Annotated in this window: 21 protein-coding genes and 1 pseudogene; 18 read left to right on the top strand and 4 right to left on the bottom strand. The window is 57.4% G+C overall.

Going from position 1 to position 18,950, the window contains the following annotated elements:
- Position 1: 1 nt before the first annotated feature.
- The gene (locus KIH39_RS26330; protein ID WP_213497137.1) at positions 2 to 4,363 is read right to left on the bottom strand and encodes a PVC-type heme-binding CxxCH protein; all 4,362 of its coding nucleotides are present in this window, start codon (positions 4,361 to 4,363) and stop codon (positions 2 to 4) included.
- A gap of 436 nt (positions 4,364 to 4,799) precedes the next feature.
- On the opposite strand from KIH39_RS26330, the gene KIH39_RS26335 reads away from it, so the two are divergent.
- Complete coding sequence (locus tag KIH39_RS26335; protein WP_213497139.1) at positions 4,800 to 6,032, top strand: tyrosine-type recombinase/integrase; 1,233 nt, start codon at positions 4,800 to 4,802, stop codon at positions 6,030 to 6,032.
- A gap of 54 nt (positions 6,033 to 6,086) precedes the next feature.
- On the opposite strand, the gene KIH39_RS26340 is transcribed toward KIH39_RS26335, so the two are convergent.
- Positions 6,087 to 6,512: a hypothetical protein gene (locus tag KIH39_RS26340; protein WP_213497141.1), complete on the bottom strand. Its 426-nt coding sequence runs from the start codon at positions 6,510 to 6,512 to the stop codon at positions 6,087 to 6,089.
- Between the two features lie 185 nt (positions 6,513 to 6,697).
- On the opposite strand from KIH39_RS26340, the gene KIH39_RS27350 reads away from it, so the two are divergent.
- From KIH39_RS27350 to KIH39_RS26360, 4 genes and pseudogenes are all read left to right on the top strand, one after another.
- Complete coding sequence (locus KIH39_RS27350) at positions 6,698 to 6,961, top strand: LexA family protein (protein WP_213497143.1); 264 nt, start codon at positions 6,698 to 6,700, stop codon at positions 6,959 to 6,961.
- Between the two features lie 12 nt (positions 6,962 to 6,973).
- A complete protein-coding gene (locus KIH39_RS26350) occupies positions 6,974 to 7,381 on the top strand; it encodes a hypothetical protein (RefSeq protein ID WP_213497145.1) in 408 nt (135 codons plus the stop codon).
- A 198-nt stretch (positions 7,382 to 7,579) separates the two neighbouring features.
- Positions 7,580 to 7,924 (top strand): hypothetical protein, encoded by a 345-nt coding sequence (locus tag KIH39_RS26355; protein ID WP_213497147.1) that lies wholly within the window; start codon positions 7,580 to 7,582, stop codon positions 7,922 to 7,924.
- Positions 7,921 to 9,227: pseudogene (locus KIH39_RS26360) on the top strand (DNA modification methylase). The gene KIH39_RS26355 and the pseudogene KIH39_RS26360 overlap by 4 nt, the downstream one beginning before the upstream one ends.
- A gap of 60 nt (positions 9,228 to 9,287) precedes the next feature.
- Here KIH39_RS26360 and KIH39_RS26370 read toward each other — a convergent pair.
- Together KIH39_RS26370 and KIH39_RS26375 are read right to left on the bottom strand one after the other, a co-directional pair.
- Entirely contained in the window at positions 9,288 to 9,959 is a 672-nt protein-coding gene (locus KIH39_RS26370; RefSeq protein WP_213497153.1) for a hypothetical protein, read from the bottom strand.
- Between the two features lie 32 nt (positions 9,960 to 9,991).
- Positions 9,992 to 10,321 carry a helix-turn-helix domain-containing protein gene (locus KIH39_RS26375; RefSeq protein ID WP_213497155.1) on the bottom strand — a complete coding sequence of 110 codons (330 nt, stop codon included), beginning with the start codon at positions 10,319 to 10,321 and terminating at the stop codon, positions 9,992 to 9,994.
- A 343-nt stretch (positions 10,322 to 10,664) separates the two neighbouring features.
- Between KIH39_RS26375 and KIH39_RS26380 the strand changes: the two genes are divergently transcribed.
- The 13 genes from KIH39_RS26380 to KIH39_RS26440 are packed head-to-tail and all read left to right on the top strand — an operon-like array spanning position 10,665 to position 18,950.
- Complete coding sequence (locus KIH39_RS26380) at positions 10,665 to 10,922, top strand: hypothetical protein (RefSeq protein ID WP_213497157.1); 258 nt, start codon at positions 10,665 to 10,667, stop codon at positions 10,920 to 10,922.
- 22 nt (positions 10,923 to 10,944) lie between these two features.
- The gene (locus tag KIH39_RS26385; RefSeq protein ID WP_213497159.1) at positions 10,945 to 11,169 is read left to right on the top strand and encodes a carbon storage regulator; all 225 of its coding nucleotides are present in this window, start codon (positions 10,945 to 10,947) and stop codon (positions 11,167 to 11,169) included.
- A gap of 41 nt (positions 11,170 to 11,210) precedes the next feature.
- Positions 11,211 to 12,347 carry a hypothetical protein gene (locus tag KIH39_RS26390; RefSeq protein WP_213497161.1) on the top strand — a complete coding sequence of 379 codons (1,137 nt, stop codon included), beginning with the start codon at positions 11,211 to 11,213 and terminating at the stop codon, positions 12,345 to 12,347.
- 18 nt (positions 12,348 to 12,365) lie between these two features.
- The gene (locus KIH39_RS26395; protein WP_213497163.1) at positions 12,366 to 12,638 is read left to right on the top strand and encodes a hypothetical protein; all 273 of its coding nucleotides are present in this window, start codon (positions 12,366 to 12,368) and stop codon (positions 12,636 to 12,638) included.
- Positions 12,631 to 13,602, top strand: a complete 972-nt coding sequence (locus tag KIH39_RS26400) for a hypothetical protein (protein ID WP_213497165.1) — start codon at positions 12,631 to 12,633, stop codon at positions 13,600 to 13,602. Before KIH39_RS26395 ends, KIH39_RS26400 begins: the two co-directional genes overlap by 8 nt.
- Positions 13,599 to 15,437, top strand: coding sequence for an AAA family ATPase (locus tag KIH39_RS26405; protein WP_213497167.1), 1,839 nt, complete (start codon positions 13,599 to 13,601; stop codon positions 15,435 to 15,437). Before KIH39_RS26400 ends, KIH39_RS26405 begins: the two co-directional genes overlap by 4 nt.
- A 2-nt stretch (positions 15,438 to 15,439) precedes the next feature.
- On the top strand, positions 15,440 to 15,808 hold the full coding sequence (locus tag KIH39_RS26410) for a VRR-NUC domain-containing protein (protein ID WP_213497170.1): 369 nt from the start codon (positions 15,440 to 15,442) through the stop codon (positions 15,806 to 15,808).
- Between the two features lie 44 nt (positions 15,809 to 15,852).
- Entirely contained in the window at positions 15,853 to 17,094 is a 1,242-nt protein-coding gene (locus KIH39_RS26415) for a beta clamp domain-containing protein (RefSeq protein WP_213497171.1), read from the top strand.
- Positions 17,091 to 17,528, top strand: a complete 438-nt coding sequence (locus tag KIH39_RS26420; RefSeq protein ID WP_213497174.1) for a hypothetical protein — start codon at positions 17,091 to 17,093, stop codon at positions 17,526 to 17,528. The genes KIH39_RS26415 and KIH39_RS26420 overlap by 4 nt, the downstream gene beginning before the upstream one ends.
- 10 nt (positions 17,529 to 17,538) lie before the next feature.
- On the top strand, positions 17,539 to 17,790 hold the full coding sequence (locus KIH39_RS26425) for a hypothetical protein (RefSeq protein WP_213497176.1): 252 nt from the start codon (positions 17,539 to 17,541) through the stop codon (positions 17,788 to 17,790).
- Positions 17,791 to 17,793: 3 nt separating this feature from the next.
- A complete protein-coding gene (locus tag KIH39_RS26430) occupies positions 17,794 to 18,000 on the top strand; it encodes a hypothetical protein (RefSeq protein ID WP_213497178.1) in 207 nt (68 codons plus the stop codon).
- Positions 18,001 to 18,002: 2 nt separating this feature from the next.
- Entirely contained in the window at positions 18,003 to 18,488 is a 486-nt protein-coding gene (locus KIH39_RS26435) for a GNAT family N-acetyltransferase (RefSeq protein WP_213497180.1), read from the top strand.
- Between the two features lie 48 nt (positions 18,489 to 18,536).
- Positions 18,537 to 18,950 (top strand): hypothetical protein, encoded by a 414-nt coding sequence (locus tag KIH39_RS26440; RefSeq protein WP_213497182.1) that lies wholly within the window; start codon positions 18,537 to 18,539, stop codon positions 18,948 to 18,950.

Here is an 18,950-nt window from a genome sequence, read left to right on the forward strand (position 1 = left end):
ACTATTCTCCGGAATGGACGATTTCAAACTCACCCACCGAACTAGCCGGCTTCTTCACTTCGATTCGCAGATCGCCCGGATTTCCGGCCGGGAGAGTGGTGCGAACCGAGATCTTGTGCCGTCCTTTTTCCAGCTTGGATTCCAACTTGAAGGAAGACGTGCCTTTGCCAACTTCTTCTTCGTCAATCCAGATACTGATCGGATTCTTGGAATCGATGAGGAATGCAATCTGGCCCGAGACTTTCACTTCGATCTCCCCTTGCAGGTAGACCACACTCTGGCCGGCTTTCTTCAGTTCTGTCAGAGGCAGGCTGCCGCTGGTCTGAGAGTAGACATTCTCCCAAATTTCCGGTTTGCCACCGATGAAGATCTCTCGGACCTGTTCGCGATTGGGCACGCTGTCCTTGATTTCCGCCGGAACCGATTTCAGGAGTTTCCAGCGCTGAATCGTGGTTTCCTTGCGGATGGCGTAAGGACCGGCCTTGCCCAGTTCGCTGACGAACCGCATCAGGTCGAGCAGTTCGCCCTTGGTCAGAATTCGGGTGATGCCTTCGGGCATCAGCGACTTACCGGTCTTTTCTTCTTCGATGTCCGAAACGGGAATCTTGGTGAGCTTACCGGTCGCATCCTTCAACACCACCAGGTTTTTGTTTCGCTCGACCACGATCCCGGTAATCGTCACACCCGAAGAAGTCGTGATACTCTTCGTCAGGTATTCTTCCTTGATCTTGGCACTGGGGTTGAGAATCGACTCGACCACATAATCGACCGGCGAAGACCCGCCGATTGCACAGAGATCGGGACCAATGTTGCCGCCGGCTTTGTTCACCGCGTGACACTTCATGCAGCCCAGGTCCATCCGGCGGAAAACCGCTTCGCCCCGTTTGGCATCGCCCTGGGCGATCACTTCTTCGGTCAGTCGCTTGATTTCCGCATCGGTCGGCAGCTTCGGAGAAGCCTCCAACCCGGCGAACTTGCTGACGACGGCCGAAAGCTTCGGATCGTCCTTACCGGCCAAGTACATGGCCCGCAGAATTCGCTTGGCCCCATCCGCATCGATCTTTTGTTTTTCCAGAGCAGCGGCCAAAGCATCGGTGCCGCCCTTACGCAGAATAAACGCTTCTACCACAGGAGCCGGATCATCCGATTCCTTGGCGAGGGCCAGAGCCGAGGCTGCGGCATTAGCACCGGCGGTCAGGTCGAACTGAGCCAGAGCCGTCGCGGCCTTAAAGCGGATCGACAGCGGATTTTCTGCAGCCGTCAGCTTCTTCAGCGTTTCCGCATCTTTGAAGCTGGCCAACGCATCGAGAGCATTTTGACGCAGCGATAGGCTGGCCTTGCTGTCGGTCGCCACCTTCTCGATTTCCGGGGTTGCGGATTTGGTCTTCCAGGCGGCGGCCAGTCGGATCGCTTCCGCAATCAATTCGGGATGACTGCCCGAGAGCAGTTTCACCACAGAGGCATCTTCCACGCTAGGCAAAACCAGTCGGGAAGTGGCCGCTTCACTCAACCAGCCCAGAACTTTCTTCTGCAAGGTCGGTGGATAGCTGTCGAATTTATCCCAAATGCTCTTCAATTCCGCCTTGGTGCCGTGCTTGCAGATAGTTTCGATCAACGCCGGTTTGCGCTCGTCCGGAATCGAACCCTTATTCAGCATCGCCACCAGCCCGGCGGCAATATTCTTCTGATCGATTTTGCCGGTGCCCAAACGTCGTTCGAGTGTCACCAGCGTTTCGTTGAATACGTAATTCAAACCTTCATCCAACGGCTGAGACAAAAGTTCGAGAGCCGCCGAGAGGGCTTCTTCTCCACGGAAGAAGCTAAGAGCCCGAATGGCTTCCAGTCGTACGCGCGGGCTGGAATCGTTGATTTGAATTCGCAGCAGTTCAATCGGCTTCTTTACATGATCGCGCATGTAGCAGAGCACGCGGGTGGCCGCGGCCCGCGCCTTTTCTTCGGGAGCCCGCAACTCGCGAAGCAGAAGTTGCTCGTTCAGCACGTTGTGAGACTGGTGCAGCCAGAGAGCTTCCAGCATATTGTGTTCGTAGTTCGGGTCGTCGCTCTTGAGATTGTTAACCCAGACGTTCAAAGCCGCCACCACTTCCGCCGTCGGCTTCGAAGTCAGTTCAACGCGAGCGCGATAGCGAACTCTATCGTTGTTATCCTTCAGCAGTTCGAGGAGCTTTTCCGTCGATTCGCCTGCAATCTTCACCGGTTTTTCGAGTGGACGGCCTTCGTAGGTCACCCGGTAGACCCGGCCGTGCAGGTGGTCGCGGCTCGGGTCACGAAGGTTATGTTGCATGTGGCCGATGATCGGGTTCTGCCAATCCGAAATGTAAATGGCTCCGTCCGGGCCAACTTTCAAGTCGGAGGGGCGGAAGTTTGGATCGCTCGAGTATACGATCGGTTCCTGTTCGATCCCCTTGATCTCGGAACCTTGATCGTTCAGTTTATAACGGAGAATCCCCTGGAAACCGATCACATTACCGACCAGCAGGTTGCCCTGCATTTCCTCGGGGAAATTACTGCTGGAGAGAATTTCCATACCCGGGCAGGGGCGAGTACGCTGCCGGTAAACCGTCGGCGTGTTGTTGTGCTTGTTATTGCCATCGACCTGACCGCTGAACAACGCGGCTTGATAGGGAACCGAACCGGTGCCGTCGATGACAATATCCTGGCCCCAGCGGTCGAAAATGTGGCCGTGCGGATTCGCGAAGGGATACGCGACATAGACTTCCAGCGATTGCGTGCGCGGCACGTAACGGTAGACCCCGGCATTCGCGTTGCGAACGCTCGGCGTGTAAGGCGTTTCGATTTGAGAATGGTGGAAGGTCCCTTCCTGGAAGTAGATCGCCCCACCCGGATCCAGCACGAAGCTATTCGCGGCATGGTGCGTGTCGGCACTGTCGATACCGCTGATAACGGTTTCGCGATAATCGGCTTTGCCCGATCCCTTGGTGTCTTTCAGGAAGACGATATTCGGTTGCTGGGCCACCAGGATGCCGCCGTTCCAGAATTCGAATCCGGTCGGGCAATGCAGGCCATCGGCAAAGACGGTGCACTTATCGGCCACACCCGTACCTTTGGTGTCTTCCAGAATCAGGATCTTGTCGTTCATCTGATCTTTTGGCTTCCAGTGCGGGTAGGAATTCCAGGTGGCTACCCACAACCGGCCCTGGGTGTCCCAGGTCATTTGCACCGGTTTAATCAGATCCGGGAACATCTTCTCATCGGCGAAGAGGTTCACCTTCATGCCTTTGCCAACCGTCATCTTGGAGATGGCTTCTTTGCCATCGAGGAACTGGTGCAGGCCGCCCGCTAAGGGGCCCGGCTTGTTGGTTTGAACCGGAATGAAATCCTTGGTTTTCGAATCGTCGATGGTGTAGTTTTCACCTTTGCAAACGGCCCAGATCTTGTGATCGCGCAGTTCGCACATTTCATCGAGAATTTCCATTTCGCGCTGGGCGACGACGCGGTTGGTCTGGCCGCCGACGAATTTCAGGTCGGCCCGGCCGCCGTAGACCGAGTAGCCATCAACCGTGCGGTAACGCATGAACCAGTGGAAGTTGAGATCTTTTACCGCCGTGCGAATCTCTTCAAATTTGGGGCTCGGAGGTGTCGGCCCGAACAGGCTAGTATCGATGATCTTGGCCAGTTCGGCATTGCCGTGATCGTTCAGATGGACGCCGTTGATGGTCCAGGGGCGGGTAGCGGCGGGATAGGCGTTCAAGGTCGGGTGGAACAGGTCGACGAATACGACCTTATTGGCCTTGGCCACATCGGCCATCGCCTGCGTGTACAGACTCAACCGGCGGTTATGTTCTTTGCCGTCTGGTAGGTTGGTGCTGTGCAGATTTTCGAAGGCAATGGGGGAGAAGAGAACGATTCGTTGGATTTGTTTGTAAGGGCCTTTGCTTGCAGAGCGGCCACCGGTGCTCGCTTGCACGCCGAAGGGTTTGCCTTCGCGGGTGGCGACAACCCACTCCGTCAGGTCCTTTTTGAATTTTTCGAGCCCGGCGGTATCGCCGTAGGATTCGTTGTAGCCGAAGAAGGCGAAGATCACGTTGGCGCCTACTTTTTCCTGCCATTGGGCCGGTTCGCCGAACGCGGCGGAGCGGAAGCGGATCGTGAGTTCATCGCCGCTGTAGCCGAGGTTGCGGATGGTCAGGTCGTGTTTGGGGAAGCGGGAGTGCAGGTAGGTTTCGAGGTAACCTTCGTGCTGCATCCGGTCGGGCAGGGTATTGCCGACGAGGGCGATGTGGTCTTTGGGTTGGAGTTCGAGTTTTTCCTGGGTGTAGCCTTGGGAATTGATGCAAAGTAGCATCGCCAGTAGGAGTACTGGCCGGAAGGAGAGAAAACGCATTTCGGGACCTCAAAGTGTCGAACGATCAAGGCAGGTACTATTTCTTTTAGCCTAATCGCGCGGGTTTGTCCAAGTACTTTATTTTAGGGCCGCTATCATTCGGACAGGCAAATTTTCAAACGATTGGGAAAATGAGCGAACCAAAAAAAATGGGCGATCTCTGCTAAAGGAGTGGGGTAGAACTCATGGACGGGGAAGAAATTGCCGATAAGCTAGAACGAGCTATCAAAATCCTCGGAAAACACGCATTTTCCAAGGATCGAAAATGGCTGAGTACATTTTGCAAAACCGTCACTCCCCGGTTCGAATCCGGGCGAGGCCTCTCGTTCTAACCTGTTGCCGTAAGCCCCTTTATGGCTTAACCTCTCCCATCGAGAGTGCGGCGGTTTCTGGCTGAATTTTGGGTATCATACCCAAATTCGGCATGGAGGCCGCAATGTCCAAGAAGCTCCCCCAACTCCGATTACACCGTCCGTCCGGCCAGTATTACTGGTGGAATGGCCAACTCAAAAGACGAATCCACTGCGGCCTCATCAAGGCCGAAGCGGAGAAGAAATACCATCGAGACATGGTTCGTTATGCCGAGAGGCTAGTCTCGCCCCAGCCCCTCGAACAATCACTCACTCGCTTGGATGATCCGACCGTCGCCCAGGCCCTGGCGGCTTACGTGCGACATGCTCAGGGATACTACTCTCACGACAAAAGGACTCAATCCCGGATCAGCCAAGCGACGCAGGCGGTCGTCGAGCTCTATGGAGATCTTCCCGCTCGGGAGTTTCGCGCCAAGCATCTCAAAGCAGTTCGCGCTTACCTGGTCGATACGCGTAAAGAACGAAGGGAGCATCTGAAGTCCCGCAAGCCTCGACCTTTGTCGCGTCGTTATATCAATCACCTGGTCGCGGCCATCCGAGCTGCCTGGCGTTGGCTGGGAGTGGAAGAAATCATTCCCGATGAAGCCGCCACGAGCGTGATGCTCGTCAGCGATCTCTCCGAAGGCAGAGGCGGTGTCGAGCGGGGCCGTGTGATGCCCGTTCCTGGTTGGGTCGTCGAAGCCACGCTGCACTTCTGTAACCCTGTGATCGCCGCCATGATTCGCGTGCAGCTTCTGCTCGGATGTCGGCCTTCGGAAATAGCTCGCCTCAAAAGGGGAGATCTCTCGACGTCGGTCACCGAGCTCGTGAAAGTTCCCCGCTCGAATGAGACGATTCGGGCCAGAGTGGTCAACGATCAGCTGATCTGGCTCGGAGTGCCGGGATCTCACAAAACGATCCGACTCGGCAAATTGAGAGTGCTCGCCTTTGGACCCCAAGCTCAAGAAATCCTAAAACCTTTCCTCGATCGCAATCCGGAGGAGTATCTGTTCTCGACGATTGAAGGGGGCCAGCGCGGGCCTAGAAAAGGTAAAGGGTTCTACGAGACTTCGACGTACGGCCAGGCGGTAATGCGTGCTGTCCTGCGGGCCAACGAAGTGAGAGCCAAGGAACAACTGCCACTCATTCCCCACTGGACTCCGAATCAGTTAAGGCACAGTCGCGCTACCGAGATCGTGGAAAGGTTTGACGAATCCCACGCGACGGCCGCACTCGGCCATTCCTCGCCCAGGATGCTCAGCGTCTACGCCGAACAGGCGATCGGCAAGGCTATCGAGGTCGCGCGTCTGGCGGGCTAGTTTGTCAATAAAGACGGATATTTTTGATCTGATCTGGACGTTACTTCAAGTGTGTCAAACTAAACCATATCGCATTCGGGTGTATTCGAACGCCTCGTCGATCCAGTCCTCAAACCCTTCTGGAAGATCTGGGCTGGTCAGCATGATGCAGCCTTTTGATAATTGCGACTCCTGATCCTCTTTGCTGCGTTCCATCTTCAACCGTTGGAGCGGGCCGTTTGCTGTAATGAAGCGACTATCGGGTCTGACTCGCAGCTCCCATAACAGAGCATCGCCTCTTGGCTCAAAAATTGAGAGTATGTGCTTTCTGTCTGAGTTGGGATTCTCCCAACCAACTCGGACTTCTTGAATAGTCGAATTTCTGGGAAAATCGACACCGTAAAGGCCTGCACCATGTCGGCAAAGATGTGGGAGAAGTCGCGAGGCAATAAATATTAATTGCGGATTCCAGTTGGAAAACAAAAAGAAGTTCTCGTTCACAGCAAGTCTCTCTGAAGTGAGTTACCCAACTGACATTTGATTCTATTTGGGGAAGTGCTTTGAAATTGAAATATTGTTCACAACCGAGATAGAGCTCAGGGAATTCTACAAATAAACTTTTCCTTAAGGAATTCGGCGGCCAAGGATCGGCCCTTTCTTTATTGATCTACGATCCCTGGTGCCCTGTGCTCAAGCTAACCTCACGGCAGAAAAGCGTCCTCGAATTCATCATTCAACACTTCTTGCAATTTCACTCAGTCCCATGCTGCCGGGACATCTGCAGCCAATTCGAATTCCGATCTCCGAACGCGGCGACGAACTACCTCCGCACGCTCTTCAATAAAGGCTACATTGCGAAACGACCTGTAGAAAAGCCCGGCCGCGGTTACTCCATCCTCCGAAATCCGGACGGTTCTCTTTTTCGCATCACCCTTCTCGTAGCGAGCTGACAGAAGTCCCACATGCCTAGTAAAATTTGCGTGCGAGCATGCCTGCTCTGGTGTGCCCGATGGCTCGTTCGTCGACCTTCGGGAAAGCCGACCGGTCGGATAAGAGTCGAGATCACCGATCTGGCGACTGGTGCGTCCGTGAGAATCTGCGGCGAAGCGGACAGTCGGATGCCTTCTCCTTGGACGGAAACCATTTCTCCTTTGCCCGGTGGTCACATTGTGGCCGCCTTCAGTGAAGAGGACGAATTGATCCTCAAAGCGATTCGCGACGCCGGCGTTCTCCCACTGAAGCAGCTGATCATCGCCATGCGGAGCAACATGGGCGCCACGCTCTGCAAGTTTCACGTGAAGAATCTCCGCAAGCGAAATGCCGTGCAACTCACGCCCGATGGATATACCATCGCCACCGACGTTCCCTGATCATCGACACATCCTTTCAGTCGACCCGAGGTCAACTCCGGTCGACTTTTTCGTTTATAGAGCCCTTTTTTCTTGGGCGAATCGAGGTTTCTTCAGGTCGACGCGCCGGGTCAACAACAGGCCGACAACTACCCCCTTCGGTTGACCCGATTCACCTGCAATCATTTACCTTGTCGCCCGATGGACGAGGAAAGAGAAATGACGCGAGACGAGCAACAAGAGATGACTCGACGCCTGAAAAGGGAAGGATTGATCCGACCGAATACCGCCGCCCAGTTCGCGGAAGTCGAGCCCGCGGTGATCTGGCGATGGATCGTCAAAGGAGTTCGCGGAGTAAAGCTCGAAGCCACCCAGGGACCAGGTAACGGCTGGTTCACATCGAAGGAAGCCATCCTCCGATTCTTCGCGGCCCGATCTTCGATCGAGCGCACCCGACTCAGCCAGGCGGAATCGCCCACCCGAAAGCAGGCGGCGAAAGGGTTGACGGAATTCCAGGAAGCGATCGCCGGATTGCGAGCCGCAAAAACGAAAGTCGCCCAATGAAAATCGTCGAACGCCTGATCGCATCGATCAAGCCCTATGAGAAGAACCCTCGGATCAACGACGGAGCCATTGAAGCCGTTGCGAAATCGATCCAGGAGTTTGGCTTCCAGCAACCGATCGTCGTCGACACCAAGGGCGTGATCATCGTCGGTCACACCCGGTATCGGGCCGCTCTGCAGCTCGGGCTGAAGAAGATCCCGGTGCACGTCGCCGCCGGATTGACTCCCGCCCAGGTGCGGGCCTACCGGATCACCGACAATCAGACCTCGACGCTTTCTTCCTGGGATGAAGAGAAGCTGATCGTGGAGCTGATGGCCCTGCAGAAGCTCGACTTCGATCTCGATCTCACCGGCTTCTCCGCTTCACAGCTGGCCGACTTCTTTGCGACCGAAGCGAAGCCTGGCCTGACCGATCCCGATGACGTGCCCGCTCCGCCCGATGCGGCGAAGACGAAGCCTGGCCAGATCTGGATCCTCGGTAATCACCGGCTGATGTGCGGTGACTCCTCCAAGCCTGAGGACCTCGACCAGCTCCTGGCTGGCGAGCCGATCCACCTGGTCCACACCGACCCGCCTTACAACGTGAAGGTTGAACCGCGAAGCAACAACGCGATCGCGGCGGGGCTGTCGTCTTTCAAAGCGACCCATCACCAGGGCTTCGACGTGAGCCGGAATCCGGGGAAGGCGAAGGGCACGACGAAGAAACTGCGTGCGAAGGATCGACCACTGGCCAACGACTATGTGAGCGATGAGGCCTTCGATCGACTGCTGCAGGCCTGGTTCGGCAATTTCTCTCGAGCTCTGCAGCCAGGTCGATGCTTCTACCTCTGGGGCGGGTACGTCAACTGTGCGAATTACCCGGGAGCGATCAAATCGAACGGGCTCTATTTCTCGCAAGCGATCATCTGGGTTAAGGACCATCCCGTTCTCACCCGGAAAGATTTCATGGGGGATCATGAGTGGTGCTTCTACGGCTGGAAACAGGGGCGGGTCACAAGTTCTTTGGACCGAATAACGCTCGCGATGTCTGGTCAGTGAAGAAGGTCAGCTCCGCCAAGATGGTACACCTCACCGAGAAACCAGTCGAGCTCGCGACCCGCTCGATCGAGTACTCGTCGAAGCCCGGCGAGAACGTGCTGGATTTATTCGGAGGGTCCGGATCCACGCTGATCGCGGCCGAGCAGACCGGCCGGCGGGCGTACCTGATGGAGCTCGACGCGCTCTACTGCGATGTGATCGTCGAGCGGTGGGAGAAGTTTACCGGGAAGAAGGCGAAGCTCAGTCCCGCCAACAAGAAGAAATAGCGCGACTTAATCGATGTGCAGCCTGTGCTGCACTTGAGATCTTTGACAACTCGGTGAGCTTTACGAATCGCGGTTACGAATTCCGCAGTGAGGACAGCGCTTCAAATTTTTTAGTCTGAGGTGACCGCAGTCTTTACAAGACGCTAGTGGTCCCAACGGCCTGGCGGAAGCGTACACCCACCATCCAAGGGCTGCATTCACATTCACCAGAATGAAGATCCAAAACATCTCAATGCCAAAAAGTCCCCGACTGCGAGCATCTCGAAGTGTAATTCTTAACAATACTATTTTCATAAATATCGCTGCCGACAGAAATATGAGCAGCAGTAGACTCTGCGCAATAGAAGCATGCCGATCGAATTTGTTAATGATTTGATTTCGAAGATCGTGGAAGTTCCAGTAACTGCACCAAAAAATGATTTCTATAACTATATCCGCGATGAGAAATCCAAGTGATGGATCGGCATTTAACAAGTTATTAAATCTGGAGCCTGTTATTAATTTTGCGTTTTGAACCGCCTCCGCATAATCCTCTTGCTTCGCACCGTGAATATCGGGATCGAAGCTGATCTCGACTGGCTCCTTTTTGATCGGAGCATATACGATTCCAACGCCATCCACCGCGGGAATAACAAGTTCCGTTCCGCACTTGGGGCATTCAGAAATTCGACCAATCTTGTGATTAGGGGACTTTAGCGATGCATCGCATTTTGGGCATGTGAATTGAATCATGGCTCAGATTTGAGCTTGGGAGCCCAACTCAGTCAAGAGGATTTTTCTTCCGAGGATGTTCCCTCGTCGTCTTTATTCGGATCCTTTGAGCGTGGACGACCTTTAGCCGGCACACCAGGATCGGTCGTCGGATCGGCGAATAGCAGCTCAACAGGGACACCCAGGGCTTCTGCGAGCTTTTTCACTGCGGTCGCCTTGGGCTCTTTTTCGCCCCGCAACCACTCAGAAATACTGGATTGACGGAAGCCCGATCGCCTGGCGATCTCGGCGCCGCTTACTCCCTTTTCGTGGAAAAGCTCTCGTAGCCGCTGGGCAAATTGCCCGGGGGTCACGGGATCAAAGACTTTCTCAAGAAGTAACAACTCTAGGCCCCCAAATTAAATATCGCGAACGCGATTTATTTATTGACTATATATCGCGAACGCGTTATTATACCTCTGTCGAATGAGTTCCGCCAAGAATTTTCGACAAAGGCCTCGGGAGCCACCCCAATCATAGCACCGCAAACATCGTCGCGGTACGGGATTCGGACCTCTCGATGGCCAATTTGATCTTCGCGTAACGATTGAGCACGATCCGCCGCCACTCCCGGATTTGCCGATTGTAACACCCGCATTCTTGAACTAGGCCGCAGCGGCTTGACCAAACCTGTGAGTGGGCGACACGGGGGTTGGCTTCCGCTGCGGTCTTTTTGGACCCACATCCATGAGCCTCACTGCAGCAATCAAACCCCATCGGATGAAACGGACGGAAGTCTGTTTCCCGGAAAACGCCGAAGACGCCCAACTTCGCTTCCGCGATGGCAGCGGCCTTCTCTGCGTGTCGATCGACGGCGAAGTCGAAGACTTCTGGCTGAATCCCAGCGAAGAAGAATCGCTCCTCGAATTTCTGATGGCCCGCAAAATCGCCCGCGAATACGAGCGGCTCGGCGGCTTGGATCGCTTTCAAAAAAGAGCCCGCTAAACCCACCCTCAAAAGGAACATCATGAGCACGGAATTGGATCAACGCACCGCATTGGTGGTCACGATCAGCATCGAAGAGCCCCTCTGGATCGGAGCCGATGTCGAGCTCCAGGTAGTCTCCGTCCAGGGAGAAAAGGTCATGGTGCGAGTGGTCGCACCTCCTGAAGTGTCCGTCGATCGAGCCTCGATCCGGGCGAGGAAACTCGCCGCCCAATCAAGCCCCGCCCTCGGCCGCCGTGGCCGATAGCACTCTCTTCCCCACATGGAAAACGGAAAAGGAATCGGAAAATGTCCAACAACCAACAAATCGAAGACGCCTCTTACACCCCCGTTGAAAACCGAGCCCTGGCCACGCTGCCCGTCGCCAATCGAGCTGTCCTCACCCGCGAGGCCCTCGATCGAGCGACCGAGGAACGCCGACTGCTGGGCGAATACATCGCCAGCAACATGATCCTGGAGGTGGATTACGGCACCGTCCCGGGCACCAACAAGCGGACCCTCTACAAGCCCGGTGCCGAGAAGCTCACCCAGCTCTTCCAGTGTACGCCGCATTACGTTCTCGAAGACAAGAAGGAAGACTGGACGGCCCCGCTGTTCTTCTACCGCTACTCCTGCCAGCTGCTTAACGTCCACGGCGTGGCGGTCGAGGAAGGGGTCGGCTGCTGCAGCTCTTGGGAATCGAAGTACCGCTTCCGCAACGAAAGCAAGAAGTGTCCGGCCTGCGGCAAGGCCACCATTATCAAGAGCAAAGCAGAGTACGGCGGCGGCTGGTACTGCAACAAAAAGCGGGACGGCTGCGGAGCCAAGTTCGGCGACGATGCCCCAGGAATCGTCGATCAAAAGACCGGCCAGGTCGACAATCCGGAGATCTACGACCAGATCAACACCATCCTCAAGATGGCCAAAAAGCGTGCCCTCATCGACGCCGCGATCTCGCTGACCCGGTGCAGCGATTTATTCACCGCCGGTGGCGGGGACGATGACCAGGGGGGCAACAACAAAGGGAAGAAGCCCGCGGGAGCGGCCGCTGGCGGAGGGCTCCAAGACAAGGATCTGGTCGATACCCTGGCCAAGACCTACCGCCAGGCCAAGACTCGGGCCGACGTCCTCCTGGTCAACAAGCAAGTTGACGAGAACCACGACAAGCTCACTCCCAAGGGCAAGGAGCATCTCCTGGGGATAGCCCGGGAGGTCTGGAAATCGCTTCCGGAGGATCCCAACGCCTCGCCCGCTACCACTCCCGCCGATCAGATCCTAGCCAACCTGAAGAAGCTCGGGCTGACCTGGAGCCAATGGGCACCCACCGCTACCCAGCTCCTCGATCGGGAGACGCTCAAAGCTCTGCCCGCCGGCTGGGGCCTGAATCATCTGAAGCCCGCTGACCTCGACAAGCTCCTTCAGAAAACCAACCAGCTCGCCAACTAACACCACCGGAGACGCACCATGAGATCTGCTCTTGCTCATCTGCTCCGCCGGGTTGCGGAGCGACTGAATCCCAAAGTCGGCGGGTCGACCACGAACCTGCCGACGATCCACAGCACCGCGGGCGAGGTGACCCTCTCGTTCTGCAGTGGCCAACAGCTCTGCTTCCTCAAGCCCGAGGAGGCTTTTAAACTCGCCCTGCGAATTCACCTGGCGGCGGGCCGGGCGGAGGAGCTGGGCCGCCTGGCGGCGATCCACTTCGCGGCGACGGGGGAGACAAACCCCCATGTCTAACGACTGGATTAAGTTCCGGGTCAAGCTCGTCACGGATGGCCGCGTGCGTTCTGCAGCTCGCAAGTCGAAGCAGAAGCCTGCGACCATCCTGGGCGGGCTCTTGATACTCTGGTCTCTCGCTGACAGCCACGCTGAGGATGATGGAACTCTTCCCGGATACACCTTCGAAGACGTCGACGAGCTGGTCGGCGTCAAGGGCTTTGCCGCCTCGCTTCCCCCCGACTGGATCATCGAAGCTGAAACGGGGATCCTGTTGCCGAATTACTCGCAGCACAACGGAAACACCGCCAAGCGGCGAGCGGAAAGTAACAGGCGTGTAGCAGAGTTTCGGGAAATTCGTAACGGGAATGCAACGCAATCGAAACCAACTGGTAACGCGGCTGTAACGCAAAGTGCGTTACAGAACGGCGACAACCCCGTTACCGAATGCGTTACCAGAGAAAGAGAAGAGAAAGAGAAGAGAAGAGAAGAGACAGAAAGAGAGAGTGCGGCTAGCGCCGCTCGCCCTCCCAAAACGCCCCGGAAGAAGACCTCGGCCCCCGCGAAACCTCGCCCCCGAAACCCGCTGTTCGATGCCCTGGTTTCCGTCACAGGCGTGGATCCGACTACTGCCGGCGGCCTGATCGCCTCGGTAGCGGCGAAGCTGGTCCAGGCGGATCCGCCCTACACGCCGGCCGACGTCGAGATCTTTGCGAAAAACTTCCCCATCTGGTGCCCTTACGCCGAGGGCCGATTAACTCCCACGCCGAAAGAAATCGAGAAAAACATCGGGTTCGTTCGCAACCCGCCGAAGTTCTCCCACCGCGTCTCCCAGCCGGAGTTGCGGGCCGAGGATGACCCAGGTTTTCTTGCCGTAACGCCGAGCGCGCCCATGACCAAAGCACGCTCTCGCGAGATCATTCATGGTCCCAACTGGCAACAAATCGACCCACTCACCACCCTTGAAGAAGCAACCCAGCCATGATCGAAAATCAAGAATGTTTTGACCCTCAGGCCCTGCTGGCAGCTCTGGCGGAAGCCGGTGCGGAGATCCACAGCCCCTCCAAGATCCGATGCCCGTTTCACGACGACACGAACCCTTCCGCTTCGATCTACGAGGAAGGCGGACATTGGCGATTCAAATGTTTTGCGGCCAACTGCGGATTCCTCGGCGACGTGCTTGATGTGCGGCGTCAGCAGGCCGGCGGTGGCAACCGCTTGGGCTCCGCGTTCAACCGGCAAACTCTTCTGAAGCCCGGCGCTCCGATGGGCTACGACACTCCCAGACCGCCTAAGCCCTATCTAACGCTGGAGGCCCTGGTACAATCCGAGCCGAATTGCAAAGAGCATTATCGCTACACAGACCCGGAGACCGGCACGGTCGATATGCTTGTGCTTCGCATCGAACCGCCGGGCGAAAAGAAGCGGTTCGTGCAGTGCCACTTTTCGGCGGAGTATGCGGGCTGGATTAAGAAGCATCCGCCGCTTCCGTTTCCGATTTACAACCGCAAGCGGGTCCTGACCGCCAAAGTGGTAATCGTCGTCGAGGGCGAGAAGTGCGTTCACGCCTTGCAGTCGATCGGTATGGTGGCCACGACTTGCCCAGGAGGAGCTCGGCGGAGTTTCAAAACTAACAAGGGGACTGCGGAAGAAGCGGACTGGCGACCATTGGCCGGGAAGATCGTTTTCCTCTGGCCCGACAACGACGTCGTCGACCCAAAGACTGGCAAGCGCGGCGGCGTCGAGCACATGCGGGCGGTAGCGGCCGAACTCGCCCAGCTCGAACCGCCGTGCAAGTTGATGTGGATCGACCCGGATGCGATTGCCAACAATCCCCCCAAGGGAGATGCTGCCGATTTCGTAGCGCGTTTTGCGGGTCAGAATAGGTCTGAGGAAGATCTCCGGGATCAGGTGGTTTTGGAGGTGCTGGATAAAGCGGTCCCGTTAGGCGGCCCGGCTCAATCCCTGGAGCAGTTGATCGAAGACACGATCGCCGGCAAGCGTACATCGATCGAATGGCCCTGGCGTCAATTTACCATTTTGACGCAGGCCCTGCTGCCGGGAACCGTGACGATCTTCTGCGGTGAGCCCGGATCCGGAAAGAGCTTCATGCTCCTGCAGGCGATGTTCCACCTTTTTGAAAACGGCGTACCTTTGGCGATGTACATGCTGGAGGATGGAATCGACATCCATCTGCTTCGCGTTCTGGCCCAGCTCTCGAACAAATCGGATATAACCAACGCCAGCTGGGTGAAGGACAATGGCCCCTTCATTCAGTCCTGTTTGTCCATTCACAAAACGGTCTTGGATCAATTCTCCCGATGCCTGACTGCTGAAGGGGAATCCAACGATATCCCGACCTATGCGATGCTCTTGAACTGGATCGAAAAGAAGATGCAGGCGGGGGCTCGAGTGGTAGTCGTCGATCCGATCACGGCTGCGTCACCAGCGGAAAAGCCATGGGTCGAGGATAAGAATTTCCTCCTGGCGGTAAAGCGGCTGGCTGTCCGATTCGGGTCCTCGATCATCCTGACGACTCACCCCAAGAAGCAGGGCCGCAGCAACAACCATTTGGACGATCTCGCCGGCGGAGCAGGTTTCGCTCGATTCACGCATACGATCGTCTGGCTGAAGCGACTCGATAAACCGGAGACCAGCACCGTGTACCCCGGCTGGGGCGGCTCAATTTCGGTCAAACACAATCGCATACTGCACATTGTTAAGACCCGAAACGCCCAGGGGGCCGGCGTCGACCTGGCCTTCAGCTTCAGCACTGAATCTCTGAAGTTCAAAGAAGAAGGCATCATCGAGAAGGATTAGCGATGGGATTCAAACTCCCCAAAGGATTCCAGGGTCTCGGCTCGCCGGTTCTCGGGACGGAACTGCAGGCCCAGATCCTCGAGCTGCTCGCCCTGCACCGGATAGATGCCTGGCGGCAGAACTCGGGCGTGGCGGTCTACATGGGCCGGGACGGCAAGAAGCGTTACGTGCGTTACCTCGGCGTCGACGGGGCGGCGGACATCAGCGGGATTCTTCCTGCGAATGGCCGGCGGCTCGAAATCGAGGTCAAGAAAGAGGGCGAGGAACCGGAGCCGCACCAGCTCGCCTTCCTCGCCATGATCAATCGCAACGGAGGAAAGGCCTTCGTTGCCCGCAGTGTTCAAGACGTCCAGCGCGAGCTGGGCCTGTAATCCGAAAATGCAAAATTGCGATTTCTCGCAAAAAGGAGTTAGCCATGTTCCAAATCGAATGTGCCCCGGCCGATCTCGCCCAGGCGATCGCCTCGGTCGAGCGAGGCTGTTATCCCTCCGCCGTCAAGCCGGTACTGGGGATGGTGAAAGTGACCGCCGATCGCGAGGAGGGGATTCTCTTCGAGGCGACCGATCTCAATGGCGGGATCCGTCGCCGCCTTGAGAAAGCCACGGTGCAGGACGAAGGCGCGATCCTGATCCACCCGGCCCTGGTCGGCCAGTACGCCTCGCAGTGCCGCGATGAGCTGCTGACGCTCGCCGGCAACGGGAGCGCGACCTCGATCACCACCTTCCGCACCGAGTGGGAGATGCCCGCCGAGGATGTCGGGCTCTTCCCGCCGCTGGCCGAGATCCCGAGCGGTCCGGAGACGATCGAGGTCAACCAGAAAGATCTGCACCGCGTGCTCAATAGCGTGCTGTTCGCCGCCAGGAACTTCGGGGAGACTGCCAAGTTCGGCTCCTCCGATGGCAAGGCGATCATCATCCTCGAAGTGGAAAAAAACCTCTTAAGGGCGATCGGCACCGATCTCAAGCATCTGGCGGTTGCGGAGGTTCACGCCCGCGTGCACCACTCTCTGATCGGTTTTTCCTGCATGGTGCCGGTCGGCTCGATCCGCATGTTGCTGGAAAATCTGGAAAGCGTCGAGGAGCTGGCCATGGTCTTGATCCGCCGCCAGGGCCACGGCCTGTTGAGCTTCAGCGCGAAGACCTGGGACATCATCGCCCGTCTGGCCGAGGGCCGCTCGCCCCCTTGGAAGAAAATCATCCCGACGAATCCCAAAGGCAAGATCACGGCGGACGGTGATTCCTTGAGCCGGGCCTTCCGCCAGGCGGCGATCTTCGCCAATCAGGAGTACCACACCGTCCGCCTGAGCTTCACCGCCGCCGTGGGTCCGCACACCAAGGAAGGCATCACCTTCGATACGTTGTCGCGAACGGGCGAGCGCAGCCAGGTCGACCTCGACTGCAATTACCAGGGACCCGATCTGTCGATCGCCATCGACGTCCGCTATCCGATCCGCTTTCTGGAAGCGAGCCGCCACGACCAGGCTACCGAGGTCACGATCGAGATTACCAGCGACCAGAAACCGCTGGTCTTCCGGCGCGGTCCTAAGGTGCTGTTCATCATGGCTCCGCTCGATCTGAAAGCAATCGAAGCGGCCCGGGTGGCCAAGCTGGAGGAAGAAGCCGAGAAGGAAGCCCGGAAGAAAGCGGCCGCCGCGTGAGCCAGGCCAACTTATTTGATGAACCCGAGGAAGAGCGATCGCCGGCGGAGGATGCCATTCCTGCCCGGCCTCCGCTCAACTTCGATGGGCTGCTCGTGGAAACGCGGCGGAAGTTCGAGGCGGCTCACTCGACGTTCGACGATCAGGTGCGGGCCGCGCTTAAGCAGCTCACCCTGGCGGCGGGTCGCGGGATGGCCAATCTCGAATATCTCCGCTGGTTCAACGGGGAGCTGCCCTGGGTGCCGCGGCGGTTCCTGTCGATCGACGAAGCGGCCCGCTGCTTCCTTCGGCTGAGCCGCGACGGGCATGTCTACCAGTCGCAGGTGGCGAGAAAGAACGAATATGTGTGGTACCTGGCCGGCATCGAGCCCGATCCGATCGAGGACGAGCCGAGCCAGGTGCCGATCGCTGAAGAAGAAATCATTCCCTTTTGAAGGAGAGTTAATGCCTGAATTACGTGAAGGAACCTGTGCGTCGTGCGGAGCCAAGATGCTCTGGTCAACGACAAAAAGCGGCCGCTCGATGCCCCTGGATACGGAGCCCGCCGCGACGGGAAACATTCTGCTGCACCCCGATGGGACTTGTGAAGTCGTTCCCTCAGCCGAGCTGGAAGCGAAGCGGAACGAGACACCGCTCTACCTGAGCCACTTCGCGACCTGCCCGGGTGCGGCCAGCCATCGGAAGCCTAAGGAGTGAGAGATGACCCGCCTTCCACCGCCCGACATCTGCTGGTACGAGTTTCTGCTCAACCCGTTCGATGGGAAAGGCCGCCTGACCCTGGGCGAGAAAATCGTCTGCGTGAATGCCGTGATTCAGTACGACCGGGAACAGGACATGATTGATAGGCTACTCGACGAATTGTGCGGGCCGGTGACCAAGGACCGCACTCTAACCGAAAGGAACTAAACGTGAACGCAACTCGCGAAATATATATCCGATGGCTGATCCGAAGCGATCTGAGCCGTGTCCTGGAGATCGAGCGGGACTGCTTCGACAACCCCTGGGACGCCGATGATTTCAACGCCTGCCTCCGGCAACGCAATTGCATCGGCCAGGTGGCCGAGATCCGTTCAGTGCCGGGCGGACTGCCCGATCGCGTACTCGGCTTCATGATCTACGAGCTGGAGAAGGAGACGATCCGGGTCCGCAACTTCGCGGTCGATTCCCAGGCTCGCCGGACGGGAGTCGGGACCGCCCTGGTCGGCCGTCTGTTCCGCAAGCTCGGCCGCTTCGGCGAAGTGCGGCGATCGCGAATCGCGGTGATCCTTCGGGAGTCGAATCTGGACGCCCAGAGCTTTTATCGGCATTTCGGATTCAAGGCGGTGAAGGTCTTGAGGGCCTTCTACCAGGACACCGGCGAGGATGGCTACGAGCTGGTCTACCGGAGCAACTAACGTCCGCCCAGGGTCCGATTCTCTCACACGGTAACAGGAATGATTCATATGGCAGTACGCCGCCGCAAGCTGGTTCTGGACCCGCCCGATTTGGAACTGTTGCTCGATCGACTGGAATCGGCTGTCGATCCGATTTTTGAATTGGTCTGCGAACTTTTCGACGAGCACTACCAAGGCGCTGCCGAGGGGCAATTCGCCGAGGCCTGCCTCTTCGCCAACAAGATCGTCGGGATTCTGCTGATGCGAGCCCTGCCGGAAGAGTTCCTCTCGACCGCCCCAACGCCGACCCGGGCCGATGTCGGCACGCCCAAGAAGGTTGCCGTGCTGCGGCAGCGCTTTCGTCGTCAGCAGGAGCTCTTCAGCGAACTGGACGCCCAGGCCGATCAGTTCCGCTCCGGGCTCAAGGTGCGGAAACCGCAGGGAATCCGCCGGCCGATCGTGGTGGGGCGGGAAGCGGGGTGA

The organism is Telmatocola sphagniphila (assembly GCF_018398935.1).
Lineage (GTDB): Bacteria > Planctomycetota > Planctomycetia > Gemmatales > Gemmataceae > Telmatocola > Telmatocola sphagniphila.